Here is a 24,385-nt window from a genome sequence, read left to right as displayed (position 1 = left end):
ATCGGGTAAGGCTCCCTTGGGTGACGCAGAGCGTCACGAACTGCATTCCCACGCGGAGCGCGGGAACGATCAGCGCTTGGCCCCGGCGACCATCATTTACTTGCCCAGCTTGCGCAGTTCATCCGACTCGACGATACGCTCGCCATTCTGCTCTTCCAGCGCCAGGCGCCACATGGCGCGGGCCAGTTGGCAGGCTTCGATAGCGCCATATTTACCGGGGATCAGTTTGGCGATGGGGGCTGCCAGTTGCTCGACCCAGCGGGTTTCGGTGCGGCTGCCTACCAGCAGGGAAGGGCGGGCGATAGTCAGTTGCGGCCAGTCCTGCGCGCGCAATGCCTGTTCCATCTCGCCTTTGATACGGTTGTAGAAGGTGCTGGACTTGGGGTCTGCACCAATCGCACTGATTACCAGCAAGTGGCGCGCACCCAGCTCTCGCGCACGTTTGGCGAACGCTGTGACCAGCTCCAGATCAACCGCCTTGAACGCATCCTGCGAGCCTGCCTGCTTGATCGTGGTGCCCAGGCAGCAGAACGCGATGTCTACACGGCCAGCCAGCGTTGGCAGCAGTGTGCTCAGCTCGCCAACCGGGTTTTCAAGGTGCGGGTGTTCTGCCAACGGCCTACGCGTTGGTGCCAGCACGCGGCTGACTGTCGGTTCGTTGAGCAGGCGGTCAAGCAAGTGCTCGCCCGTCAGGCCGGTGGCCCCTGCAAGCAGGATGTGTTGCGGCGTCAGATACATAATCGTTCTCCCTTCATACACTGATAGCCTAGTGGCTAGTCGAGGTCTTCGCTTCCGTGCGGTTCAACGCCGTATTCAAAGCGCGTTCGGCCTGGCTTTTGCGCAACTGCTGCCAGCGCGCCAGAACTCCTTTCGGTGCCCATATCTGCGGTTCGGAGGCGTCGAAATTGTCTTCGCTCTCACGTTGGGCAACATAGGCTTTTGCTTCGTTGAAAGCGTGTTGCAGGTCATCGGTTTCGACCAATGCCCTGGCGAATAGTGCATCGCCAAAGTAAGTGAAGTCAGCCTCTTCCGAGCAGCCGAATGAAACGCGGTCGGCGCGTGATGCGGTCATGATCAACGTGCGTTCATCTTTCAGGTCTGGAATGAAACCACCGGAATAGCAGGCCGAAATCACCACGATCTTGTCACGATTCTTCAGCGGCGCAAGGGCCGCGGCGAGGGCATCAGCGGGCAGGTCGGCCAGCGACAGGCGCGGCTGGTCCAGCACCAGTTCATGGTCCTGGGTGCCGTGGCTGGTCAGGTAAATGAAGATCAGGTCTTCCGGGCCGGTACGCTGCGCGAGTGTCTGGACTGCGCGGGAGATGGTCTCGCGGGTTGCCATTGGCCGGTCATCCATGTGGTCGCGATGATTGACCAGACTGACCTGCCCGACGGCTCCAAAGCGCGACTTCAGCAGGTTGCTGACATAGTCTGCCTCGCGCATGAACACGCTTTGCTTGCCGTCGCCGCCCACGACCAGGGTGTAAAGCTCGGTGGCGGGCGTTGACGCAGGGACTGCGGCCAGTGCTTTCTCCAGCAGGGTGCCTTGTACCAGCAGCCCTGCTTCAAGCGCGTCAGGCAGCAGTTTGCCTTTGGCGTCGCGCACCCGTTGGCCATTGGCCCAGATACCACGCTGCTCCTTACCGTCCGGGGAGATCAGCACGCCGTCGCCCTGATAGGTGTCATCGGCGAACTGGCCGACATAGCGGCTGCCGTCGGCCAGTTGCAGCTGGCCCTGACCCATGAAACGCCAGTTGTCGAAGTCGCCCTGATAACGGCTGCCGTCAGAACCGATCAATTCGCCTTTGCCGGTCAGCGCGCCTTCCTTGAAATCACCGCTCCAGACGTCGCCGTCGCTATTTTCATAGCGACCCTTGCCGTCGAGCTGGCTGTTGCGAAAGTTGCCGACGTATTGATCGCCATCAGCGCTGGTGAAGCTGCCGGTGCCCTGCAATTGACCGTCGACAAAATTACCGCTGTATTGATTACCGCTGGCGTCACTGCGCGAACCTTCGCCGTTGGCCTTGCCATTGGCGAACATGCCCTGGTGCTGGCTGCCGTCTTCCAGCTCAAGGCGACCGGGGCCGTCGTACAGGCCTGCCTTGAACTGACCGCGATAAAGCACGCCCTTGTCTTTCTGAGTGCCTTCGCCGTCGCGCAGCCCGAGTTTGAAGTTGCCGACATAACTTGCGCCATTGCGGGTCGTCAATCGACCCTGACCGTTGAACAGGCCTTGCTCGAAACCACCCTTGTAGACGTCGCCGTTGCTGGCGTGCCACTCACCCTGGCCTTGGCGCAGGCCGTTTTCGAACTGACCTGCGTACCAACTGCCGTTGGGGTAGTCGATACGCCCCTGGCCCTGTAATACGCCGTTGACCAGATCGCCGCGATAGCGCCCGCCATCGGACAGACGGCCGTCGGGTGGCAAAATTGATTCGCCATCACCGCAGCCTGCGATCAAGAGTGTCAAAGCCAGTGGAGCGAGCGCGCGCATGTGAGATCCCGGAAGAATGATTCAGGGGCGGGCCCGGCTCTGCTTGAGCAAATGTTATGGGGCACGACCGCAGGGGAGTATGCCGCAGCGAGTAAGCGGGATGAAACAGTCTGTTACGACTGTTTCATGTTTTAAACGTGTTACACGAAACACAGGGTTAAAGGTTCGGCCACAAAAGCGGGTTTTTCCTGACCTTCGATCTCCAGCGTGGCGGTTGCCTTGAGCAGCCATTGGCCCGGCTTTTTCTCGGTCACTTCAGTCAGCTGGACCTTGAGACGCACGCGAGAGTTGACCAGCACTGGCTGAACGAAGCGCACGCTGTCCATCCCGTAGTTGACCGCCATCTTCAAGCCTTCGGGCAGCACCATGATGCCCTCCATCAGCTTGGGAATCAGCGACAACGACAGGAAACCATGCGCAATAGTCGCGCCGAACGGGGTCTGCGCCGCTTTGACCGGGTCGACATGAATGAACTGGAAATCCCCTGTGGCTTCGGCGAACAGGTTGATGCGCTCCTGGTCGATGGTCAGCCAGTCTGAACATTCTGCTTCCTTGCCAATGTAATGCTTGAGCTCTGTGACGGGTACAGAAGGCATACCGCTCTCCTTGCCTGATGTGGTGTTGTGTTGAAGTGCCGCTGCCCGAATCAGCTAATGCCTGCGGGCGAATCACAAGATCAGCAGAGTGTTGCCGGTTGGTCAAGCAACTGCCTCAATACGAATACCCGCTCATGACCTGCAACGCGGCGTGTTTATAATGACGCCGATAATTCGCTGGATTCGTTTATTTGCCGGGGTCCTCATGTTGTTACGGGGTTTGACATGGCTGGTGCTGTTCCAATTGTTGGGAACCGCGCTCAACCATCTGTTTCTATCGATATTGCCGGGGCCGATCATCGGTCTTGTGCTGTTGATGGCCTATCTGGTGCTGCGCGGTGAAGTGAGCGAGCCGATCAGCATGGCCGCCAGCAGTCTGCTGCGTTATCTGCCGCTGCTGCTGGTGCCGCCTGCCGTTGGCGTGATGGTGTATGCGTCGGCCATCGCCAAGGACTTCTGGGCGATCTTCGGCACGCTGACCCTGTCGCTGATGATTTCCGTGACCTTTGTCGGCTGGCTGATGCAGGCACTCATCCGGCGTCAGGCCCGCCGCCAGGAGGGGCCATGAATATGGACTGGCACGGTGCATGGCTGTCGGTGATTCACCATCCGCTTTTTGGCATCGCGATCACCCTGGGCGCCTATCAGCTGGCGATGGCTGCGTACGAGCGAACCCGCTGGCTGTTTCTGCAGCCGGTGCTGGTTTCGATGGTGGTGGTAATCAGTGTTGTGCTGTTCTGCGATCTTGAATACACCGAGTACCGCAAAAGCACTGAAATTCTCAGCACGCTGCTGGGGCCTGCGACCGTGGCGCTGGCGGTGCCGCTTTACCTGAATATGCGGCGAATCCGCCAGTTGTTCTGGCCTGTCTTGACTACGCTGGTAGTCGGCGGGATGTTTGCCACCGGGTTGTGTGTCGGGTTTGGCGTGCTGTTCGGTGCCGACCATATGATTCTGATGACCATGGCACCCAAGTCGGTCACCTCGCCCATCGCCATGCTGGTTGCCGAGCAGATCGGCGGGGTCGCAGCCCTGGCGGCGGTTTTTGTGTTGATTACTGGCGTATTCGGTGCCATTTTCGGCCCCGGCCTGCTGTCGCTGGCCGGGGTCGACAACCCTGCGGCCCGCGGTATGGCACTGGGTCTTACGGCCCATGCGGTGGGGACTTCCGTGGCATTGCAGGAAGGAGAGGAATCGGGGGCTTTTGCTGCGTTGGCAATGAGTCTGATGGGCGTTGCAACGGCATTGTTCCTGCCGCTGGCAATGTCGCTGGCCATTTAAAGGAGGCTTTTCCATGACGTTGCCGTTGTTTCCGTTGAACGCTGTGCTGTTTCCAGGTTGCGTGCTTGATCTGCAGTTGTTTGAAGCGCGCTATCTGGACATGATCGGCCGCTGCATGAAGCAGGGTGAAGGGTTTGGTGTGGTGTGCATCACCGAAGGAAGTGAGGTGGGCAACGTGCCGGGCGGTTACTCGCCGATTGGCTGCGAAGCACTGGTCACGGATTTCCAGCAGCAGGACAACGGCTTGCTGGGCATCCGTGTCGTCGGTGGGCGGCGCTTCCGGGTGGTCGCCGCTGAAGTTCAGCGCGATCAACTGCTGGTGGCTGAGGTTGAATGGCTGCAAGAGCCTGTGGAGCGTCCGTTGCAGGAAGAAGACGCCGACCTCGTTGCACTGCTGGAAGCACTGGCCGAGCACCCGATGGTGGCGTCCTTGAACATGGGCGTGTCTGCCGGTGGGCAGTATTCATTGTCCAACCAGCTTGCCTATCTGCTGCCGTTCACCGAGAAGGACAAAGTGGAGCTGCTGGAAATCGACGATCCCGAGGAGCGCCTTGACGCGATTCAGGAACTGCTCGATGAAATGCAGGGCGATCTGCAGGCCTGAGCCTCGATCGCGCTGCTCATTGCGCAAGACAGCGTTGCGACTCGTCAGGCGGGGTTAGCGCGGCGGATACTGCTCCAGAATTTTTGCCACCGTGGTGCGGATGGCTTGCTCCCGTTCAGCCGGGCTGCCGGCGTTGTCGTTAAGGATGCGCTCGGTGCTGCCGCGCCAGACCAGTTTGCCGTCCTTACCGTCGAACATATCAATCTGCAAGGTGCCGACCTTGTAGTCCACGCTGCGGGTTTCGGTGTTCATCGGCCCGTTCCAGTAGCCGTAGCCACCCCAAGGGTTCCAGCCGCCGCCATAGTTGGTGCTGACCGTCTGCTGGCGATTTTCGACAATCAGCCAGGCCTGCACTTTCAAATCCGACCGGGTGCCCGCAGCGGCCATGCGCAGGCCGCGCTGGTCCAGTTGCTCGCTGATCGATTGGCGAATGCGCTGCTCGGTCAGGTCACTTTTGAGCCGTGGGTCATCATCCGGCTGATACTGAACGGCAGGCTCTTTCCAGCTCCAGTTGCGATAGCCGCCGAAATCACGCTGGGCATCGAAGTCGCGATTGATCGAATTGCTCTGACAGGCAGCCAGCAGCAAGGCACAGGACAGCAGGACGATACGGCGAAACATGGCAGTGCTCCGAATGGGTTACGAAGGAGGGTAGGCCGTCAGCGCCTGTTGCACGGCCTGACGTAATGCGCTGCTGCGGTCTGCCAGATTATTGCTGGCGCGTGCATCTGCGCTGGCGCTCCATACCGGTTGACCGGTGCGTGCGTCGATCAGATTGATCTGCACCACCATCACGTTTTCCTTATAAGTGCGCACCACCGGCACGCTGGCGTAGCCGCCGTAACCGGGCCGGTAACCATCGTAGCGGCCATAGCCCATGCCGCCTCCGTAATACGGATCGTAATCTTCGCGCACCTGACGCAGCCGGGTTTCCTGCCGGGTCGTGGCGCTGACGTAGAGGTCCGCAGCTTGATTACCGCGAGCCGGCCGCAAGCCGCGTTGGTCCAGACCGTTGCTGACTGCTTCAACCACCTGCGCCGAATCCACCCACGCCGTACCGGGCGGCAACTGGCCGTTGAGCCAGCCCCACGACCGATACCGGCCATAGTCGCGCGGCGGCGCAGGGTAGGCGCTCATGTCCAGTGTCTTCGCTGCCTGCGCAGGAGCAGGCGGCATGGGCAGAGAACTGGCCACATACGGGTTATCGCTCTGGCACGCGCTAATCCCGAGCAGGCCAGTCCCCAGAAGCAGGGCAAACAAGGCAGGACGGTGTTTCATGGTGGTCTCCGCAGTGATGTCAGACCGGACGGCACATCCAGTGCAGGTAACGGCCCAGCCCGGCAAAGGCTGGATGACGCCGATGCGCCAGCTCCATTTCCAGCAGGTCGGTCAGCTCGGCCCGAGCCTGGAATTCAACCGGCATGTAATCGTGAAACACCCGCACGCCGCTACGGGTTTCGACTTGCCACAGGCCTTCAAGTTGCGTCGCCAGTTCCCGAGGGTCGAGCGGTTGTTGTGGCGTCAGGCTCTGCTTTTCCCCGGCCATGTCATTTTTGCGCATCTTGCGGAAATGACCTTTCAACAAGTTGCGATAGATCAGCGCATCACGGTTGTAAAAAGCCAGTGACAGCCAGCCATCGTCGCGGGTCAAGCGGCGCAGTACCGGAAGGATGGCGTGCGGCTCGGCCAGCCATTCCAGCACGGCGTGGCACAGCACCAGATCGTAAGTGTCGCTCAGTAAACCGGGCAGCGCCTGCCACGGAGCCTGAATGAAGGTAGCCGTCTGTCCGGCCTCGACAAAGCGCTGACGTGCGCCTTCGAGCATGGGTTCGGCGGGCTCGGCCAGGGTCACTTCATGTCCTTGTTCTGCAAGCCACAGTGACATGTGGCCCAGCCCCGCGCCGATATCCAGTACGCGAAGCGGTCGTGCGGGCAGCGTCTCGGTCAAATCGGCCTGCAGCACCGCCAGCCGAATGGCCCCCTTGGCACCGCCGTAGATCTTTTCCGCAAAGCGGGTCGCCAGCTGGTCGAAATGCCGATCACTCACTTGGCAAATCTCCGCTCGCTGTCTGCCAGCTTGTTGCGCACCACGGTTTCCATGTCCAGCCCCAACTCGCTGCACAGCAACAATAGATAAAGAACAATATCGCCGACTTCCTGACCGGCGTGCTCCAGCTGGTCGGCGGGCAGCTCGCGGGACTGGTCTTCACGCAGCCACTGGAATATTTCCACCAGCTCGGCCATTTCCACGCTGGCAGCCATGGCCAGGTTTTTCGGGCTGTGAAATTGCTTCCAGTCATTCTGGTCGCGGATGCGGTGCAGGCGTTGGGTCAACTCGTCGAGGTTCATCGTGCTCTCCTGAAGGTGCATAGCTTCAGGGGGAACGGGTCGCCAGGCAAGTGGGCGTTGCGGTTTGTTCAGCTGTTGAAGGGAGATAGGCCCCCGTCAGAGGGCTTTATCAGGGGCATCACTCGGTTGCAGGCTGCCAGCTACCGATCATATGCACGATGCCCTCCTGGCCTTCGACGCGGAACTGACCATGAGAGCCGGCAGCGCTGGCCGAGAGTGTGACGTCGGCGGGCAGACGTACCGGCTTCTGGAACTGCACGCTGATCTCGACATTCGAGGCTGGCAAGTGCTCGCCAAGGGCCGCGAGCGTACGTGCCTTGAGCCACATGCCGTGGGCGATGGCACGCGGGAAGCCGAACAGCTTGGCGCTGGGTGCGCTGAGGTGAATCGGGTTGTAGTCGCCCGACACCTTTGCATACTCGCGCCCGATTTGTGCCGACGCACGCCAGTTGTCCAGCTCGATCAGGGGCAGCGGCGCAAGCTCGGGATGCTCTACAGGCGCGTCTTCCAGATGCACGGCGGTGCACAGCATGGTGCTTTCTTCTTCCCAAAGCAGGCCCATGCCATCCTCGGCCTGAGTCACCAGGGTGAAGGTCGCGCCTTTGGCGTGCGGGCGCAGGTCGGTGGCCTGAACGCTGATATACAGCTGGCTCACGCCGCCGAGCGGGCGATGAGTGCGAATGCGATTGGCAAGGTGAATAAGTCCCAGCAGCGGAAACGGAAACTCCTGAGAGGTCATCAGTTGCATTTGTAGAGGAAAGGCCAGCACATGCGGGTACGTCGGCGGCAGCAGGCTGCTTTCTTCGAATCCACAGACCTTGCTGTAAGCATCAAGCTTGTCGGTATCGACCGCGATCCAGCTTCGCAATCCCAGATCGGGTAACTCCGACCCTGTGACCTTGCGCCTGAGCGCGGCCTGGATGAACAGGTTGGACAGGGGCTGCAGAGAATTGAGGTAGCGCCAGTGAGCCGTCATCATCCATCTCCTTGAATTCGATGCTGGGGCTTATGCCCCGATCACGTTTTGACCACATACACGTAGAACCTGACCGCTCACCGCGCCGCTGCCCGGCTGGCTGAACCACGCCACGGCTTCGGCAACATCCTGTGGCGAACCGCCCTGACCAAGCGAACTCATGCGCCGTCCTGCCTCACGCAGGGTGAACGGCATGTGCGCGGTCATTTTCGTTTCGATGAAGCCCGGTGCGACGGCGTTGATACTGATGCCGCGTGACCTGAGCCCGGGGGCCATCGCCTTGGCAAAACCGATCAGACCGGCCTTGCTGGTGGTGTAGTTGGTTTGCCCGCGATTACCGGCAATGCCGCTGATCGAAGCCATGAGCACAATCCGCGCGTTATCCTTAAGCGCACCGGCGTCGAGAAGCACCTGAGTCAGCACTTGCGGAGCGTTGAGGTTGACCGCCAGTACCGAGTCCCAGAAGTCCTCCGGCATGTTGACCAGCGTCTTGTCACGCGTGATGCCAGCGTTATGCACCAGTATGTCGACGCCGTCCGGCAGGTGTTCAAGCAACTGGGCAGGAGCATCCGCCGCGCAGATATCCAGCGCCAGTGCCTGGCCGCCAAGCCGCGAGGCCAGTGCTTCCAGTTCGTTTTTGGTCTGTGGCACGTCCAGCAGAATGACCTGCGCGCCATCACGGGTCAGGGTCTCGGCAATCGACGCACCGATGCCGCGCGCCGCGCCAGTCACCACTGCCTTGCGTCCGGCCAGTGGGCGAGTCCAATCCTGCACTTTGCCCGGACAGGCGCTCAGGTGAACAAACTGACCGGAGATGAACGCAGCCTTGGGCGTCAGGAAGAAGCGCAAGGCGCCCTCCAGCTGATCCTGCGCGTCGTCATCCACTTGCAGCAGCTTGACCGTTGCGCCGTTGCGCACTTCCTTGGCCAGCGAGCGGCTGAAACCTACGATGGCCTGTTGAGTGCTGGCCGCCAGCGGATCAGCGAGTGTCTCGGGGGATTTGCCGAGGATCACCACATGCGCGCAGTGATCGAGATTGCGCAGCAGCGGCTGAAAGAAATCCCGCAACTGCCTGAGCTGCTCGGTGCGCAGAATCTGGCTGGCGTCGAACACCACTGCTTTCAGGCGAGGCCCCTGGTTGGACACCCAGGTGGTGGCGCCAGGCATGTCACTGCCGAAACTGTACAGCGAGTCGGTCAGACGACTGGCGAACTGACGGACCTGATCACCCAGCGGCCCGGCACTGATCAGCAGTGTGCCTTCTACAGGACGAAGCCGGCCGGCCTGCCAGCGCTCCAGGTGGGTGGGGGCGGGCAGACCGACGGCATTCACCAGGCGCCGACCCATGTCGGAATTGGCGAAATCAATATAGCGATCTGACGGCATGGAACACTCTCCTGAAGTCGGGGTTCAAAGGAATGGACCACGGTGGCATGACGTTTGTTCTTGCGATCGACACGGCTCATCCATTCGCTTGAAGAAAGGGAGTTTTCCATGACGCATCCTCGTCGGGTCGCCATCGTTGGCGGTAACCGCATTCCGTTCGCCCGCTCCAATGGCCCTTACGCCACTGCCAGCAATCAGGACATGCTCACTGCCGCTCTGGAGGGGCTGATCGAGCGCTTCAATTTGCACGGGTTGCGCATGGGCGAGGTAGTGACAGGCGCGGTGCTCAAGCACTCCAGAGACTTCAACCTGACCCGCGAATGCGTGCTGGGCTCGCGACTGTCGGCGCAGACCCCGGCGTATGACATTCAGCAAGCCTGCGGCACGGGGCTGGAAGCCGCGTTGCTGGTAGCCAACAAAATCGCGCTGGGGCAGATCGAGTGCGGCATTGCCGGGGGCGTGGACACCACGTCGGATGCGCCGATAGGTGTCAATGAAGGGCTGCGCAAGATTCTGTTACAGGTTAACCGCAGCAAGACGCCGGGTGACAAGATCAAGGCCCTGATGCAGTTGCGTCCACACCACCTCAAACCGGAGCTGCCCCGTAACGGCGAGCCACGTACGCGGTTGTCGATGGGCCAGCATTGCGAGCTGATGGCGCAGAACTGGGGCATAGAGCGCGGGGCGCAGGATCAACTGGCGCTTGAGAGCCATCTGAAAATGGCCGCAGCCTACGCCGAGGGCTGGCAGGATGACTTGATGACGCCGTATCTGGGGCTAATCCGTGACAACAACCTGCGCCCGGACCTGACCCTCGAAAAGCTGGCTGGCCTCAAGCCCGCATTCGAGCGAAGTGCCAAGGGCACGCTGTCGGCCGGCAACTCGACGCCGCTGACCGACGGCGCGTCGGTGGTATTGCTGGCCAGTGAAGAGTGGGCTCGCGAGCGCGGCCTGCCGGTGCTGGCCTACTGGCGGGATGGCGAGGCCGCAGCGGTGGATTTCGTCAACGGTGCAGAAGGGCTGCTGATGGCCCCGGCCTATGCCGTTCCGCGCCTGCTGGCGCGCAATGGCCTGACCCTTCAGGATTTTGATTACTACGAAATCCACGAAGCCTTTGCCGCGCAGGTGCTGTGCACGCTCAAAGCCTGGGAGGACGCTGATTACTGCCAGACCCGTCTGGGACTGGACGCGCCATTGGGGGCTATTGACCGCAGCAAACTGAACGTCAAAGGCAGCTCGCTGGCAGCCGGGCATCCGTTTGCCGCAACCGGAGGCCGTATAGTCGCCAACCTGGCCAAACTGCTCGATGCAGCAGGCAGCGGGCGTGGATTGATTTCGATCTGCGCAGCAGGCGGCCAGGGTGTGACGGCGATTCTGGAGCGTTAGGCAAATACTGGAGGCATGGGCATAATCCAGAGCGGAAAAGGACGGTACGTCTGAAGAGATATGACGCAGAGCGTCATGAACGGCATGCCAACGCGGAGCATTGGCACGATAAGGCTCTTCTGGACACCTCTCGTTCCTCACGCTCCAGCGTGGGAATACATTTCGTGACGCTCCGCGTCACACCCGTGCGCGGGATGAACAGTCAGCACTATTGGCCTGTAACGTCGAGGTAAAACATGGGGCTCATCATTGGGGTATCGGTGCTTCTGATTCTGATTCTGATCGGCACGGTGCTCTATCTGTTCGACAAAGGCGCGCGGACCCGCTGGCTGAGGCCCTATATCGGCCTGGCGCTGATTGGGTTGCTGATCGGCGGGATGGGCTTGCTGGTGGGGCTGGTTTCCGATGAAATCGAAAGTTATTTCATGCTGGTTGCCAAATGGGTGATCGCTGTGACCGGTATCATGTTTTGCCTGCGGCTGATCATACTGATCGCCAGGCGCTTCATCGTCAGAAATTGAGCGTGCAATCCGCCCATGTGTGACAGGACAACGTGGAAAATCACTTCAAGTTTCTGACCTTGCCCAAGACATCGGGCGAGGTCGCCAACGTCTTCATTCACGGCTATTCGTCAGGGCATGATCTGGACGACCGGCGCATGCTGGCCAACAGTATTCCTGGTGCCTTGCGCCAAAGCGTGAATATTCTGGCGTTCTGGCCATCCAGCCATTTCACCCAGATGGACAACCGTTCCCGTGGCCTGTTGATGGCCGCCGCCCGAGTGCATCCGTTGGCGGGCGCAGCCGCGCTGGCGGGAGACCGCGTCGTTCATTTTGCGCGCATCCGCAACCGGGCTCGCGATATGGGCAAAGTGTTGCTGGCACAACTGGACCGCTATCTGTTCGAACATCATCCGGACGTAAAACAGGTCAACCTGATCGGCCATTCACTGGGCGGACGACTATTGGTCAGCGCGCTCAAGAACCTGCAACAGACGCCCGAACACGGGCTGGTGGTGGGCGATGTGTTGCTGATGGCTGCTGCGGTGCGCATTGAGGCGGCCGAGGCCGAAGTGTTGAAGCAGAAAATCAGCGGACGACTGATCAACGCCTACTCCAGCGAAGACCACGTGCTGTTGCTGAATCTGGGCGAGAAGAGCCTGGGACGCACACCGGTCGAGCATTTCGAGAATGTGCGGATGCCGGGTTATCGCCATCACCATTACTGGAGACGCTTGCAGGAAGTGCTGATCGCAACTCGCTTCAGCGGCTGTGAAGGACTGGAAACCGGCGTTGCCGTTTTACCGACAGTCACCCGCGACCCGGTCTTGCAGGACATCTGGCTGCACAGCGTTCTGGCCCGCTCCCCAGACTACGTGCTGGAGGCGGCCATCAAGCATTTGTGCAGCAGTCGATGGACGCGCCTCAAGGCCACCGAAGCGGATCGCACCTACGCATTTGTGCGCGAATTCCAGCTGGTCGCCGGACACTTTCTGATCAATGCCGCCCGGCGTCGAGGCGTGCCCTATACGCGAGTGCTGGGCATGCTGGCGCGGCAGTACGGCCTGAGTGATTCGCTGCACCAGTGTGCGACGGTGGTTGAAGTGGAGGAACTGCTGCTCAGAACGTTCTTTCGCCATGCGTTCAACAGCGCGCACCCGCTGGTGCAGATGCCACGCGCCAGTGTCAGCGCGATGAGCTGGGAGGTGTATGCCGCACATGTCGATGCACTGGCCGAGCGTTTGACCGTAGCTGCATTCTTCAAGCCCGCGCAGGCCGAGAAAGCTCCCGGCACGATCAAAGGGTTGCTGGGCGCAATTCGCCAGGCACCGGTGCAGCGCCTGCTGACGCACTTTGGCACGGCGCTCAGGCCGGGTTATTCAGCGTTGATCCCGACAGTGGCAATCGTCTTTTACGCGCGCGTCACGCTGGGCGATGACGCGCTTATGTAACGGCGGTCAGGCGGCCTGGGCTTCTTCCAGCGCGGCCTGTGAAAGCTGCTGGCGATGACGACTGGCGTAGCTCTCGGCGATGATCGAACAGACGATCAACTGCATCGGGTGGTAGATCATGATTGGCAACAGGATCAGGCCCAGCCCCGGATTACTGCCGAAGATCAACGCTGCCATCGGCGCCCCCGCAGCAAGCGACTTCTTGGTGGCGCAGAACACCGCCGCGACCTTGTCGGCATGATCGAACTTGAGCGCCCGCGCGGTGCGCGTGGTCATCAACAGGATCACCGCCAGCAGCAGCGCGGTACCGATGAATGCGGTCAGGATCACACTGTTGCCCTGGCTCTGCCACATGCCGGAAATCATCGAGTTGCAGAACGCCGCGTACACCAGCAGCAGAATCACCAGCTTGTCGATCAGGTTGGTGTACTTCTTGTGACGGGCGAAAAACTTGCCCAGCAACGGCCGCATTAGCTGGCCAAGCACCAGTGGCAGCAGGAGCATGGCGCACAGGTCGAGCAGTGTATCGCCCAGATCGATCCCGCCAGCGCCGGTGCCGACCACCAGGCTGACCAGCCACGGGGTGATGAAAATCCCGATGACGCTGGACATGCTGGCGTTGAGAATCGCTGCCGGAACATTGCCGCCTGCACTGCCGGTCAGCGCCACCGAGGACGAAATGGTCGAGGGCAGGGCACACAGGTAGAAAAAGCCCAGCATCAGCAGCGCAGGCACATGCGAGCCCAGCAGCTTTTGGCACGCCAGCCAGATCAGCGGGAACACCACGAAGGTGAAGACCTGGATCATCACGTGCAGGCGCCAGTTGGTCAGGCCTTTCTTGATCTGCTCGCTGGACAGGTTTACCCCATGCAGAAAGAACACCACGAACACGCCGACCTTGATGACATATTCAGCGTGCATGCTGCCGCCGGTAGCGCCGAAACGCGGGAAGAAGTAGGCGAGCACCGTCGCCAGAACCATGCCCCAGAGGAACCAGTCGGTAGCGACGCGTTTGAAGTGTTTGAGTGATTGCATGAGGGGTCCGTAGAACGTTTGTACACAGAGATGCGTGCAGGCTACTCTGTTGCGCCATAGCCGTCTTGCGACATAAGGCCATAAGATGCCGAGTAACGGACAGATCAATCAGCGGCAGCCTACGGGCGAGCGGCAGATACCGGCACTGTCCGGTCTGCCGCGCCCACTGTATGCCCGCGCTGAAAGCCTCAGCGCCGGTTCGTGGACGCCGCCCCATCGTCACGACTGGGTGCAGTTTTCCTACGCGATCAGCGGGGTACTGGGTGTGCACACCGCCGAGGGCAGTTTTTTTGCACCGCCACAGTGGGGCGTCTGGGTGCCTGCGGGGCTTGAGCACGAGGTCGTGACCTCCATGCGCGCCGAAATGCGCAGCCTTTACATTCGCACGGCTGATTCGGGCTGGGCACCACAGCGTTGCCGGGTGCTGGAAGTCACGCCGCTGGCCCGCGAACTGATCAAGAGCTTCTGTCTGTTGCCCGTGGACTATCCCGAGCAGGACAGCCATGAGGCGCGGCTGGTGCAGGTCCTGCTGGATCAACTGGCGCAGTTGCCCGAAGTCGGCTTTTCACTGCCGTTGCCGCGTCATCCGCGTTTGCTGGGGCTGTGCAACGAGTTGATCGAGGAGCCGGGTCGGTTGATTACCCTGCACGACTGGGCCGCCCGTCTCGGGACCTCCGAGAAAACCCTGATGCGCCTGTTTCAGCGGGAAACCGGGTTGAGCTTTCGTGGCTGGCGTCAGCGGGCACGATTGCTGTCTTCACTTTCTGCACTGGAAGAGGGCGCCAGTGTGACCCATACCGCGCTGGCCTGTGGTTATGACTCGACGTCGGCTTTCATCGCTGCGTTCAAGGGCTTGTTCGGCTATACGCCCGGTGATTTGTTCAAGTAACGCCGGGTTGTATTGCGCACTAACGAGTGCATTTAATGAAGATTTTTCGGGCTTTACACGTTTTGTCCCGGAATATCTTTTATCGCCTGTACGGCACGAAAGGTGCTTTAAACCGGGGGATTGCGTGGTTTTTGCTTAAAAAACCTTTCAATCCAAAGGCCACTACCCCTACTCGCTGGCGGAGGATTGCCGTATAACGGCAACAATCGCGTATCTGGCAACAAAGGACCCACAATAAAAGCTGATGAAAACTCCTAAACGCATTGAACCCCTGATCGAAGACGGTCTGGTCGACGAGGTGCTGCGCCCGCTCATGAGTGGTAAAGAGGCAGCTGTTTATGTGGTGCGCTGTGGCAATGAGCTGCGGTGTGCCAAGGTTTACAAGGAGGCTAACAAACGCAGTTTCCGTCAGGCGGCCGAGTATCAGGAAGGTCGCAAGGTACGCAACAGTCGCCAGGCCCGCGCTATGGCGAAAGGCTCGAAGTTCGGGCGCAAGGAAACCGAAGACGCCTGGCAGAACGCCGAAGTGGCTGCACTGTTTCGTCTGGCCAGCGCGGGTGTCCGGGTGCCCAAGCCGTACGACTTCCTGGAAGGCGTACTGCTCATGGAACTGGTGGCCGACGAATATGGTGACGCCGCGCCGCGCCTGAACGACGTGGTGCTGGAGCCGGATCAGGCGCGCGAGTATCACGCGTTCCTGATCGAACAGATCGTGCTGATGCTGTGTTCCGGTCTGGTGCACGGTGACCTTTCCGAGTTCAACGTGCTGCTGGCACCGTCCGGCCCGGTCATCATCGACTTGCCACAAGCGGTCGATGCAGCGGGCAACAACCACGCGTTCAGCATGCTGGAGCGTGACGTTGGCAACATGGCGCTGTACTTCGGCCGCTTCGCGCCGGAACTCAGAAAGACCAAGTACGCCAAGGAAATGTGGTCGTACTACGAGGCTGGCACTTTGTCGCCCGCCACGGTGTTGACCGGTGAATTCGACGAGCCGGAGGACGAAGCCGATGTGGGCGGCGTACTGCGCGAAATCGAAGCGGCCCGTCTCGACGAGGCTCGCCGTCAGGCAGCTCGCGCGGCAGACGACGCGCCACCGAGCAAATCCACCGAAGAACCACCACCGCCGTGGATGCAGTAAAGCTTTTGTGGGAGCGAGCCGGGCGACGCTTCGCTTGCTCGCGAAGACGATGGATCAGGCGCGCTGTTTTCGGAGCTTGTACCGGCCCTTTCGCGAGCAAGCTCGCTCCCACGGGAGTGCGTGTGCAGGCGCACCACTGAGTGATGCAGTAAGACCCCTGTGGGAGCGAGCCGGGCGTGTTGGACTAGCTCTAACGTAGGTGGTGGCTAGCAACCCACTCCTGACGCCAGGTCCTTGAGGATCGGGCAGTCGGGGCGGTCGTCGCCGTGGCAGTGTTCTACCAGTTCCTGAAGCGTATCGCGCAGGCTCGCCAGTTCGTCGATCTTCTGATTCAACTGCACGATGTGCTGACGGGCCAGCGCCTTGACGTCGGCGCTGGCGCGTTGGCGGTCTTGCCAGAGGGTCAGCAGTTTGCCGACTTCCTCCAGCGAGAACCCCAGGTCTCTCGAGCGTTTGATGAACGCCAGCGTGTGTAAATCGTCGGCGCTGTACAGGCGATAGCCACTGTCGCTGCGATGTGCCGCTTGCAGCAGCCCGATGGATTCGTAGTAGCGGATCATCTTCGCGCTCAAGCCACTGCTTTTCGCCGCCTGACCGATGTTCATGGCGTGTCCTCCAGATCACGGGGTTTCCAGGTTTTCAGCAGCAGCGCATTGCTCACCACGCTGACACTGGACAGCGCCATGGCCGCGCCAGCCAGTACCGGGTTGAGGTAGCCCAGCGCCGCGAGGGGAATGCCGATCAGGTTGTAGACAAATGCCCAGAACAGGTTCTGGCGGATCTTTGCGTAGGTTCGCCGGCTGATGTCCAGCGCCGCCGGAACCAGTCGCGGGTCGCCGCGCATCAAGGTGATGCCCGCTGCATGCATCGCGACGTCCGTTCCGCCGCCCATCGCAATACCCACATCCGCAGCCGCCAGCGCCGGTGCATCGTTGATGCCGTCACCGACCATGGCAACCACATGATGGTTTTTCAGCTGGGTGACGGTGGCTGCCTTGTCGGCAGGCAGCACTTCGGCATGTACATCGTGTATCCCCAAGGCCTTGGCGACTACTTGAGCGCTGCCACGGTTATCGCCGGTCAGCAGATGGCTGGTAATGCCGCGCGCGTTCAGCGCCCTGATCGCCTGATCCGTTCCGGGCTTGAGTGTGTCACCAAAGGCAAACATGCCGATGACCTTCGGCTCCGGAGCCTGCTCGATCAGCCAGGACAGCGTTCGCCCTTCGGCTTCCCAGATACGCGCGGATTCGGCCAGTTCGCCGATGGGCAGGCTGCTTTCATCCAGCAGGCGTCGATTGCCCAGCGCCAGTTCACGGCCCTGAACGGTGCCCGCTATGCCCCGGCCGCTCAGGGCATGGCTGTTTTCGGCTGCATCTAGCTTGAGTTGCCATTCATGACACACATCGAGCACCGCCCGGGCCAACGGGTGTTCACTGCCGCGTTGCAGTGCGCCCGCCAGTTGCAACAGGTGTTCTTCATTGCCCGACACCGCACTCATGTTGGTGATGCGCGGCGTGCCCGCGGTCAGCGTTCCGGTCTTGTCGAATACCACGGCATCCACAGCGTGGGCGCGCTCCAGTGCCTCTGCATCCTTGATCAGAATGCCGTAGCGCGCCGCCACGCCGGTTCCGGCCATGATCGCTGTAGGTGTCGCAAGGCCCAGAGAGCAGGGGCAGGCAATCACCAATACGGCGACCGCATTGATCAGCGCCACTTCAAGCGAGGCCCCAGCCAGCAGCCAGCCTGCCAGCGTGAAAAAGGCAATCCCCAGTACAGTGGGCACAAACACCTGGCTGACCTTATCCACCAGTTTCTGGATCGGGGCCTTGCCCGCCTGGGCGTCTTCGACCAGACGAATGATGCGCGCCAGAACTGTTTCCGCGCCCAGCGCTGTAGTCCTCACCAGCAACTGGCCTTCGCCGTTGATGGCACCCCCCGTGACCTTGTCACCCGCCTGCTTGGCCACCGGCAGGCTTTCACCGGTAATCAGCGCTTCGTCGGCATGGCTGCGGCCTTCGACCACTTCGCCGTCCACCGGAAACCGTTCGCCTGGTTTGACCAGCACCTGATCGCCAAGCTGCAGTGAGCTGATCTCTATGTCCTGTTCAAGGCCGTCGACCACGCGCAGCGCGCGTTCCGGGCGTAGAGCCTCAAGGGCACGAATGGCGCTGGCCGTCTGACGCTTGGCGCGGCTTTCCAGGTATTTACCCAATAGCACCAGCGCGATGACCACCGCCGATGCTTCGAAATACAGATGCGGCGTTGTGCCGGGTGCAGCACTCAGCCATTGATAGACGCTCAAGCCGTAGCCCGCGCTGGTGCCGATGGCGACCAGCAGGTCCATATTGCCTGCGCCGGCGCGCACGGCCTTCCAGGTGGCCAGATAAAAACGCGCGCCCAGAACGAATTGCACCGGTGTCGCCAGCGCGAATTGCGCCCAGGCGGGCAGCATCCAGTGCACGCCCAGCGGCGTCAGTAACATTGGCGCGATCAACGGCAGTGCCAGCGCGATGGCCAACAGCAGGGCCCATCGTTCGTTGTGCAGGTGGCGTGCTTTCTGGTCAGCTTCGGCGTGGCGATCCTCAACCAGCGTTGCGCTGTAACCGGCACGGCTGACGGCGTCGATCAGGGTTTGCGGATCGGTCTGGGCTGCGGTGTCTACATGGGCGCGTTCATTGGCCAGGTTGACCGTCGCGCTGTTGACCCCCGGCACTTTGGCCAGAGCACGCTCGACCCGACCCGCGCAACTGGCGCAGGTCATGCCGCTGATCGGCAGGTCGAAGGTGGTGGTTTGCTGCATGTGAATCACTCCCTGAGGCTGGATACCTGCAAGGATCAACCTTGCCACATGGGCAAGGTCAAGCGCGAATCAATAGTTGAGGTCGGCTTTCTTGAGGTACATGCCGTTCAGGTCCGCGGCGATACGGTATTTGAGGATATCGCCCGAGCGTAGCTGGATCTTGGTACTGCGCGGCGCTTCCATTCCCGGTTCGCAGCCCACCACGGTGCCACGCAGGGTGCTCAGTCTTATCGACACTTCACCGGGAGGCAGGTTGAAAGATACCGAGTCCTCCTGAAAAAGTCTCCCGGCCAGACGGTCCTGCACATAGATGCCGATCTCACAGGAGGTCGCGACTTCCAGGCGCTCTCGGGAAATGATCAGGATGCCGTAATCCTGATCGGCCTGAGTGGCGGGTGCGATAGCCAAGAAACCGAGAATGCTGAAGAGGCTCACTGCTGACCAGCGCATCGCTGATACTCCTGATGTAGACGTTGATGAGTCAGCTTGGCTCACGATCTGCCTGAATACCAGCCCGGCAGCGATAACAGAAACTTGACCTTGCCATCATGACAAGGTTGAAGATGCTCGCTATCCATCAATAAGGGAGTGACACCATGCAGTTATTCAATGTTCAAGGCATGACCTGCGGGCACTGTGTTCGTGCGGTGATTCAGGCGATCAAGAATGACGACCCAGGCGCTGATGTTCAGGTTGAACTGGCCAGCAAGCAGGTGAAGGTGCAAAGCAGTCTGTCACCCGAGCAAATCGTCAGGTTGATCAGCGAAGAGGGTTATCAGGCGCAGCCGGCATGACGCGGGTCAGGGAGACCGGAGCGGTCTCCCTGTCTGTAAACTTTGAAAAATTTTGAATTAATTACCGTGTCCTTCGTTCTCTGCAAGGTAAGCCGGTTAGACTAACCCGTTGCCCTGCACCCGTTAATGGACACCCGATGAATCTACGCACAATCCTTATTCTTGGCTCATTGAGTGCCTTCGGCCCTCTGGCCATCGACTTCTATCTTCCTGGCTTTCCGGCCATGGCCTCGTATTTCGGGACCGACGAAAAACATATTCAGTTGACCCTCGCGGCTTACTTTCTTGGGCTTTCCCTGGGACAACTGGCCTATGGTCCGGTGGCTGACCGATTCGGTCGGCGCATTCCGCTGCTGTTCGGCGTGACCTTGTTCATGCTCGCATCGATAGCCTGCGCCTTTGCGCCGAGCCTTGAATGGCTGATTGGTGCGCGCTTCGTGCAGGCGCTGGGTGGCTGTGCCGGAATGGTCTTGTCGCGCGCCATCGTTAGCGACAAGTGCAACGCTGTCGAGTCGGCCAAGGTCTTCTCGCAACTGATGCTGGTCATGGGCCTGGCACCGATTCTGGCACCCATGCTTGGCGGAGTACTGGTCAGCACCTTTGGCTGGCAATCGATCTTTGTCAGCCTGGCGCTTTTCAGTGGTGCCTGCCTGGCGGCGGTTGCACTGGGGCTGCCGGAAAGCATGCCCGCCAGCACGCCTCGTCAGCCGTTGAGTGGCGCATTTCGCCAATACGTCAACCTGCTGCAGGACCGCGTCTTCATCGGCCATGCCCTGACGGGCGGCATTGCCATGGCCGGAATGTTCGCTTACGTCGCCGGGTCGCCGTTCGTGTTCATCAAGCTGTACGGCGTACCAGCCGAGCATTACGGCTGGCTGTTCGGGATGAACGCGGCGGGTTTCATTCTGGTCGCGCAGATCAATGCGCGTCTGCTGCGCAAGACGGGGCCGGCATTTTTGCTGTCACGCACGGTCTGGATCTATCTGACCGCGGCGCTGGTGTTGCTGGCGATCAGCTTGCTGCGCACCGAAGCGCTTTGGCCGCTGCTGGTGCCATTGTTCATTTGCGTGGCAAGCCTTGGGTGCATCATCCCCAATGCGTCAGCCTGCGCCATGAGCGGCCAGTGGGCGCGTGCGGGCAGTGCCTCGGCGCTGCTGGGTTGTCTGCAATTCAGTGTTGCCGCCATCGCCGCCAGCCTGGTGGGCTTGTTGCATGACGGCACGGCCACACCCATGGCGCTGGTTATCAGCCTGTGCGGTGTGCTGACGGTCGGCCTTTCGGTACTGACACGCCGTGCGCAAGGCACGCGGGATGCGCAGGCGAAGCCGGTCTGATTCGGCGCAATGGTTGTGTCAGTCACGCTATGCGCTGACACAACCGTATCGCGTTCAGAACCCTTCCAGTACGACCTTGCCCTTGGCCTTGCCACTTTCCAGCAGAGCATGAGCGCGGCGCAGATTCTCTGCGTTGATGCTGCCAAAGTGCTCACCAAAAGTGGTTTTCAGCGTTCCGGCGTCGATCAGCTCGGCTACGCGGTTGAGCAGGTTGTGCTGTTCGATCATGTCCTCGGTTTCAAACATCGACCGCGTGTACATGAACTCCCAGTGCAGCGACAGGCTCTTGCGCTTGAGCTTCGACACATCCAGTGACTTGGGATCGTCGATCAGCGCCAGTTTGCCTTGTGGCTTGAGCGCTTCGACCAACTGGTCCAGATGCTGTTCGGTCTGGGTCAGGCTGGCCACATGGGTCACCTGATTCAGGCCGACGCGTTTCAGTTCTTCGCTCAACGGTTTGCTGTGGTCCAGCACCTCGTGTGCGCCCAGTTCGCGTACCCAGCTTTCGGTCTCGGGCCGGGAAGCGGTGCCGATGACTTTCAGGGAAGTCAGCTGACGTGCCAACTGGGTAAGGATCGAACCTACACCGCCCGCTGCACCGACGATCAGCAGGCTGTGCGAGCCTTCGCCTTTTTGCTGAGCGATCTGCAGGCGCTCGAACAACAGCTCCCAGGCAGTGATCGCCGTCAACGGCAACGCCGCCGCATGGGCAAAGCTCAGGGTTTTCGGCATATGCCCGACAATACGCTCGTCGACCACATGCAGTTCGCTGTTGCCACCCGGCCGGGTCAGGGAGCCGGCATAGAACACTTTGTCACCCGGCTTGAACAGCGTGACCTGGCTACCCACCGCTTTCACGACGCCTGCCACATCCCAGCCCAGTACCTTCGGAGCGCCGTCCTCGGGCTGGACGTTCTGGCGGATTTTGGTGTCCACCGGGTTGACGGAGATGGCCTTGACCTCGACCAGCAGATCACGAGCGCCAGCCACCGGTTCAGGCAGTTCGATGTCCTGCAATGACAGTGCTTCGCTGATCGGCAGCGAGTGGTAATACGCGATTGCTTTCATGACGGGCCTCTTCAGGAAAAATGATGAAGAGATCATTGGCTATTTCCAGTAAAGATAAAACCCGCTAAAACGGCAGGCTCTTTCAATTTTATTTTGATAATACGAGGCATTGATGTTGCGTTTTGACGACTTGCAGTTGTTCGTCCGTGCAGCGGACCTGGGCAGTCTTTCTGCTGCGGCGCGGGTGATGGACATGTCTGCGGCGGTTGCCAGCGCGGCGCTCAAACGCATTGAACGGCAATTGGGTGCGCGCTTGCTGGCACGTTCGACCCGTAGCCTGCGTCTGACCGCCGAAGGCGAGGGGTTTCTGGAGTATGCCCGCGCCGCACTGGGCAGTCTGGAAGAGGGGCGGCGACTGCTGGCCAGCAGCCAGGACCGTTGTGAGGGCGTGTTGCAACTCTCGGCACCGTCGGATCTGGGACGTAACGTGCTGTTGCCCTGGCTCGACGAATTTCAGCAGCAACACCCGCAACTGACCGTGCGCCTATTGTTGGGTGATCGTATTGCCGACCTGTTCCGCCAGCCGGTCGATGTGGCGCTGCGTTACGGCGAGCCGGAGGATTCAAGCCTGGTCGCATTGCCGGTGTTGCCTGACAACCGGCGGGTGTTGTGTGCCGCGCCGAGTTATCTGCAACGTCATGGCGAACCGCAGCAGGTTGAGCAACTGGCGCAGCATAATTGCCTGTTGTTCATGCTCGGGGACCGCGTGCATGACCGCTGGACGCTGAATGACGGCAAGCGCGAAATCAGCCTGACGGTCAGCGGCAACCGGTTCAGTGACGACGCAGATGTAGTGCGCCGCTGGGCAGTAGCGGGCGAAGGTGTGGCGTACAAATCCTGGCTGGACGTCGCCGCAGATGTACGGGCCGGGCACCTGAAAGTATTGATGCCAGATTTGATCGGCGAGCGAGCGCCGCTGAACCTGTTATGCGCGCACCGGGCGCAGCTCAGCAAGCCGGTCATTCTGTTGCTGGAAATGCTCAGGTCACGTTGTAAGCAACAGGCTGTAGGTCCGTCACCCGTTGGTTTGTTTTAATAGCCACGCCCGGGTAGGAAATAGCCTTCGGAAGTGTCGGAAAATATAATATTTTAAAGTGTTTCAACGGTGCAAAGTTTCAACTCTCAGGCGAAGTTGAAACTGACTGTTGTTGAGTGGTTTTGGCGTTTTTGTCATGGGTATTACGCTTGTTTTTTCAATGTCTTTTTGAAGTAATGGTTGAAACCCCTTTGCTAGAGGGGGTTCGCCGTTAAGGCAGGAAGATCTTCCTGCCGATGGGGCGAGAAAGAAACGTTCGATTTTTCGAGATGTTGTACAACAACAGTTTGTACGAATCGTTTTTCGCCCACTGGGGCCGAAGGGCATAGAGTTTATACTTGTCATTTCATATAAGAACCACGTTCAACTCTACCGAGGCGTGATTGCTTTCACCCAGTCATCACGATAGATGAATGTTTCAACAGGGAGTGAACACATGGAATACGGACCTTGCATCAGCCAGATCGCAACACTGCTGGCCGACCCCAAGCGCAGCGCAATGATCTGGGCACTGATGGATGGTACTGCTCGTCCTGCCGATGAGTTGGCGATTTTGGCGGGACTCTCGACCTCTTCTGCCGGCGCGCACCTGGCGCGTCTGACCAGCGGCGGTCTGTTGAAACAGGAGGCGCGGGGTCGCAAGCGTTTCTTTCGCCTCGCCGCTCCGGAAGTGGGGGCCGCTGTCGAAGCTCTGGCCTGTGCTTCGCTGGCCAGCGCCGAGCAGATCAGCCGCAGGTTTGCTCAGCCTATGCCGCCGCTGCCGCTGCGCCGTGCAAGAATCTGCTCCGATCATCTGGGCGGTGAAATGGCCGCTGAGCTTTATCAGCGCCTTCTGGAAGCGGGCTGGATAGAACAGCAAGAGAAGCGCGTCGAGGTCACGAGCAAGGGCGTGGCCAGTTTTGCCGAGCGGGGTATTTACATACCGGCGCTGGCACAGCGCAAGCGTGAAACGGTATGTGCCTGCCCGAAATGGAATGATCGCAACCCGCACCTTGGCGGCGCGCTGGGGGCAGGGCTGCTGCAGCTATTCTTCCAAATGGGCTGGCTGCGCACCACCGACGAGCCCAGCACCTTGCAGGTCTCCTCCAGTGGGCAGCGGGAAATCAGCAAGATCGCGGCGGCGGCCTGACGGGAACCACAGGTGTGGCTCGCTCTGCCACTATCGTGCCACCGCTCCGCGTTGGCATGCAGTTCCGGACGCTCTGCGTCCTCTTGCGACGCCGAGCGTCGCGAAAGGCATTCCCACGCGGAGCGTGAGGAACGAT

At 60.4% G+C, this 24,385-nt stretch carries 26 protein-coding genes; 12 read left to right on the top strand and 14 right to left on the bottom strand.

Translation table 11 applies throughout. The annotated features are described in order from the left end of the window. Nucleotides 1-96 precede the first annotated feature (96 nt). From AO068_RS05365 to AO068_RS05355, 3 genes are all read right to left on the bottom strand, one after another. A complete protein-coding gene (locus AO068_RS05365) occupies nucleotides 97-738 on the bottom strand; it encodes an oxidoreductase (protein WP_058400873.1) in 642 nt (213 codons plus the stop codon). 28 nt (nucleotides 739-766) lie between these two features. Further along, nucleotides 767-2,494, bottom strand: a complete 1,728-nt coding sequence (locus tag AO068_RS05360) for a C13 family peptidase (protein WP_058400872.1) — start codon at nucleotides 2,492-2,494, stop codon at nucleotides 767-769. Between the two features lie 140 nt (nucleotides 2,495-2,634). After that, a complete protein-coding gene (locus AO068_RS05355) occupies nucleotides 2,635-3,090 on the bottom strand; it encodes a MaoC family dehydratase (protein ID WP_058407840.1) in 456 nt (151 codons plus the stop codon). A 205-nt stretch (nucleotides 3,091-3,295) separates the two neighbouring features. On the opposite strand from AO068_RS05355, the gene AO068_RS05350 reads away from it, so the two are divergent. From AO068_RS05350 to AO068_RS05340, 3 genes are read left to right on the top strand one after another with little or no spacing between them, the layout of a single operon-like run. Beyond that, complete coding sequence (locus AO068_RS05350; protein WP_029240830.1) at nucleotides 3,296-3,658, top strand: CidA/LrgA family protein; 363 nt, start codon at nucleotides 3,296-3,298, stop codon at nucleotides 3,656-3,658. A gap of 2 nt (nucleotides 3,659-3,660) precedes the next feature. After that, nucleotides 3,661-4,371 carry an LrgB family protein gene (locus AO068_RS05345; protein WP_161936575.1) on the top strand — a complete coding sequence of 237 codons (711 nt, stop codon included), beginning with the start codon at nucleotides 3,661-3,663 and terminating at the stop codon, nucleotides 4,369-4,371. Nucleotides 4,372-4,384: 13 nt separating this feature from the next. Further along, nucleotides 4,385-4,975, top strand: coding sequence for an LON peptidase substrate-binding domain-containing protein (locus AO068_RS05340; RefSeq protein ID WP_058400869.1), 591 nt, complete (start codon nucleotides 4,385-4,387; stop codon nucleotides 4,973-4,975). Between the two features lie 54 nt (nucleotides 4,976-5,029). Here the strand turns inward: AO068_RS05340 and AO068_RS05335 are convergent, their stop codons facing one another. The 6 genes from AO068_RS05335 to AO068_RS05310 form a co-directional block, all read right to left on the bottom strand. After that, nucleotides 5,030-5,596 carry a DUF4136 domain-containing protein gene (locus AO068_RS05335; RefSeq protein WP_058407838.1) on the bottom strand — a complete coding sequence of 189 codons (567 nt, stop codon included), beginning with the start codon at nucleotides 5,594-5,596 and terminating at the stop codon, nucleotides 5,030-5,032. 18 nt (nucleotides 5,597-5,614) lie between these two features. After that, entirely contained in the window at nucleotides 5,615-6,253 is a 639-nt protein-coding gene (locus AO068_RS05330; protein ID WP_058400867.1) for a DUF4136 domain-containing protein, read from the bottom strand. A gap of 19 nt (nucleotides 6,254-6,272) precedes the next feature. Next, nucleotides 6,273-7,022 carry a methyltransferase domain-containing protein gene (locus AO068_RS05325; protein ID WP_011169666.1) on the bottom strand — a complete coding sequence of 250 codons (750 nt, stop codon included), beginning with the start codon at nucleotides 7,020-7,022 and terminating at the stop codon, nucleotides 6,273-6,275. Next, on the bottom strand, nucleotides 7,019-7,324 hold the full coding sequence (locus AO068_RS05320) for a MazG-like family protein (RefSeq protein WP_002555541.1): 306 nt from the start codon (nucleotides 7,322-7,324) through the stop codon (nucleotides 7,019-7,021). The genes AO068_RS05325 and AO068_RS05320 overlap by 4 nt, the downstream gene beginning before the upstream one ends. Before the next feature lie 118 nt (nucleotides 7,325-7,442). After that, the gene (locus AO068_RS05315; protein WP_058407837.1) at nucleotides 7,443-8,300 is read right to left on the bottom strand and encodes a MaoC family dehydratase; all 858 of its coding nucleotides are present in this window, start codon (nucleotides 8,298-8,300) and stop codon (nucleotides 7,443-7,445) included. A 30-nt stretch (nucleotides 8,301-8,330) separates the two neighbouring features. After that, entirely contained in the window at nucleotides 8,331-9,686 is a 1,356-nt protein-coding gene (locus AO068_RS05310) for a 3-oxoacyl-ACP reductase (protein ID WP_005742938.1), read from the bottom strand. A gap of 108 nt (nucleotides 9,687-9,794) precedes the next feature. Here AO068_RS05310 and AO068_RS05305 point away from each other — a divergent pair, with 108 nt between their 5' ends. From AO068_RS05305 to AO068_RS05295, 3 genes are all read left to right on the top strand, one after another. Next, the gene (locus tag AO068_RS05305) at nucleotides 9,795-11,072 is read left to right on the top strand and encodes an acetyl-CoA C-acetyltransferase (protein WP_010193497.1); all 1,278 of its coding nucleotides are present in this window, start codon (nucleotides 9,795-9,797) and stop codon (nucleotides 11,070-11,072) included. Nucleotides 11,073-11,308: 236 nt separating this feature from the next. Further along, nucleotides 11,309-11,593: a hypothetical protein gene (locus AO068_RS05300; protein WP_058407836.1), complete on the top strand. Its 285-nt coding sequence runs from the start codon at nucleotides 11,309-11,311 to the stop codon at nucleotides 11,591-11,593. Nucleotides 11,594-11,625: 32 nt separating this feature from the next. Then, the gene (locus AO068_RS05295) at nucleotides 11,626-13,023 is read left to right on the top strand and encodes a DUF726 domain-containing protein (protein ID WP_058407835.1); all 1,398 of its coding nucleotides are present in this window, start codon (nucleotides 11,626-11,628) and stop codon (nucleotides 13,021-13,023) included. Nucleotides 13,024-13,029: 6 nt separating this feature from the next. On the opposite strand, the gene AO068_RS05290 is transcribed toward AO068_RS05295, so the two are convergent. Beyond that, nucleotides 13,030-14,058: a bile acid:sodium symporter family protein gene (locus AO068_RS05290; RefSeq protein WP_058407834.1), complete on the bottom strand. Its 1,029-nt coding sequence runs from the start codon at nucleotides 14,056-14,058 to the stop codon at nucleotides 13,030-13,032. 85 nt (nucleotides 14,059-14,143) lie between these two features. Here AO068_RS05290 and AO068_RS05285 point away from each other — a divergent pair, with 85 nt between their 5' ends. Both AO068_RS05285 and AO068_RS05280 read left to right on the top strand, forming a co-directional pair. Next, the gene (locus AO068_RS05285; protein WP_058407833.1) at nucleotides 14,144-14,947 is read left to right on the top strand and encodes an AraC family transcriptional regulator; all 804 of its coding nucleotides are present in this window, start codon (nucleotides 14,144-14,146) and stop codon (nucleotides 14,945-14,947) included. Between the two features lie 244 nt (nucleotides 14,948-15,191). After that, complete coding sequence (locus tag AO068_RS05280) at nucleotides 15,192-16,088, top strand: PA4780 family RIO1-like protein kinase (RefSeq protein ID WP_002555533.1); 897 nt, start codon at nucleotides 15,192-15,194, stop codon at nucleotides 16,086-16,088. Nucleotides 16,089-16,294: 206 nt separating this feature from the next. Here AO068_RS05280 and cueR read toward each other — a convergent pair whose 3' ends face one another. The 3 genes from cueR to AO068_RS05265 all read right to left on the bottom strand — a co-directional run bounded on the left by cueR (nucleotide 16,295) and on the right by AO068_RS05265 (nucleotide 19,338). After that, nucleotides 16,295-16,693: a Cu(I)-responsive transcriptional regulator gene (gene cueR, locus AO068_RS05275; RefSeq protein ID WP_058400860.1), complete on the bottom strand. Its 399-nt coding sequence runs from the start codon at nucleotides 16,691-16,693 to the stop codon at nucleotides 16,295-16,297. Beyond that, entirely contained in the window at nucleotides 16,690-18,888 is a 2,199-nt protein-coding gene (locus AO068_RS05270; protein ID WP_058407832.1) for a heavy metal translocating P-type ATPase, read from the bottom strand. The genes cueR and AO068_RS05270 overlap by 4 nt, the downstream gene beginning before the upstream one ends. Before the next feature lie 69 nt (nucleotides 18,889-18,957). Further along, nucleotides 18,958-19,338: a hypothetical protein gene (locus AO068_RS05265; RefSeq protein ID WP_002555530.1), complete on the bottom strand. Its 381-nt coding sequence runs from the start codon at nucleotides 19,336-19,338 to the stop codon at nucleotides 18,958-18,960. Nucleotides 19,339-19,484: 146 nt separating this feature from the next. Between AO068_RS05265 and AO068_RS05260 the strand changes: the two genes are divergently transcribed. Then, entirely contained in the window at nucleotides 19,485-19,682 is a 198-nt protein-coding gene (locus AO068_RS05260; protein WP_058407831.1) for a heavy-metal-associated domain-containing protein, read from the top strand. A gap of 137 nt (nucleotides 19,683-19,819) precedes the next feature. Continuing rightward, a complete protein-coding gene (locus AO068_RS05255; RefSeq protein WP_005742926.1) occupies nucleotides 19,820-21,016 on the top strand; it encodes a multidrug effflux MFS transporter in 1,197 nt (398 codons plus the stop codon). 54 nt (nucleotides 21,017-21,070) lie between these two features. Here the strand turns inward: AO068_RS05255 and AO068_RS05250 are convergent, their stop codons facing one another. Further along, complete coding sequence (locus AO068_RS05250; protein ID WP_058407830.1) at nucleotides 21,071-22,084, bottom strand: zinc-binding alcohol dehydrogenase family protein; 1,014 nt, start codon at nucleotides 22,082-22,084, stop codon at nucleotides 21,071-21,073. Between the two features lie 112 nt (nucleotides 22,085-22,196). On the opposite strand from AO068_RS05250, the gene AO068_RS05245 reads away from it, so the two are divergent. Beyond that, on the top strand, nucleotides 22,197-23,120 hold the full coding sequence (locus AO068_RS05245) for a LysR family transcriptional regulator (RefSeq protein ID WP_002555526.1): 924 nt from the start codon (nucleotides 22,197-22,199) through the stop codon (nucleotides 23,118-23,120). A gap of 436 nt (nucleotides 23,121-23,556) precedes the next feature. Further along, nucleotides 23,557-24,249: an ArsR/SmtB family transcription factor gene (locus tag AO068_RS05240; protein ID WP_011169654.1), complete on the top strand. Its 693-nt coding sequence runs from the start codon at nucleotides 23,557-23,559 to the stop codon at nucleotides 24,247-24,249. Nucleotides 24,250-24,385: the final 136 nt, after the last annotated feature.

The sequence above is a fragment of the Pseudomonas sp. ICMP 3272 genome (assembly GCF_001466905.1).
GTDB lineage: Bacteria > Pseudomonadota > Gammaproteobacteria > Pseudomonadales > Pseudomonadaceae > Aquipseudomonas > Aquipseudomonas amygdali.
The sequence above is the reverse complement of the archived record's forward strand: the minus strand, read 5'-3'. Positions and strand labels throughout refer to the sequence as shown.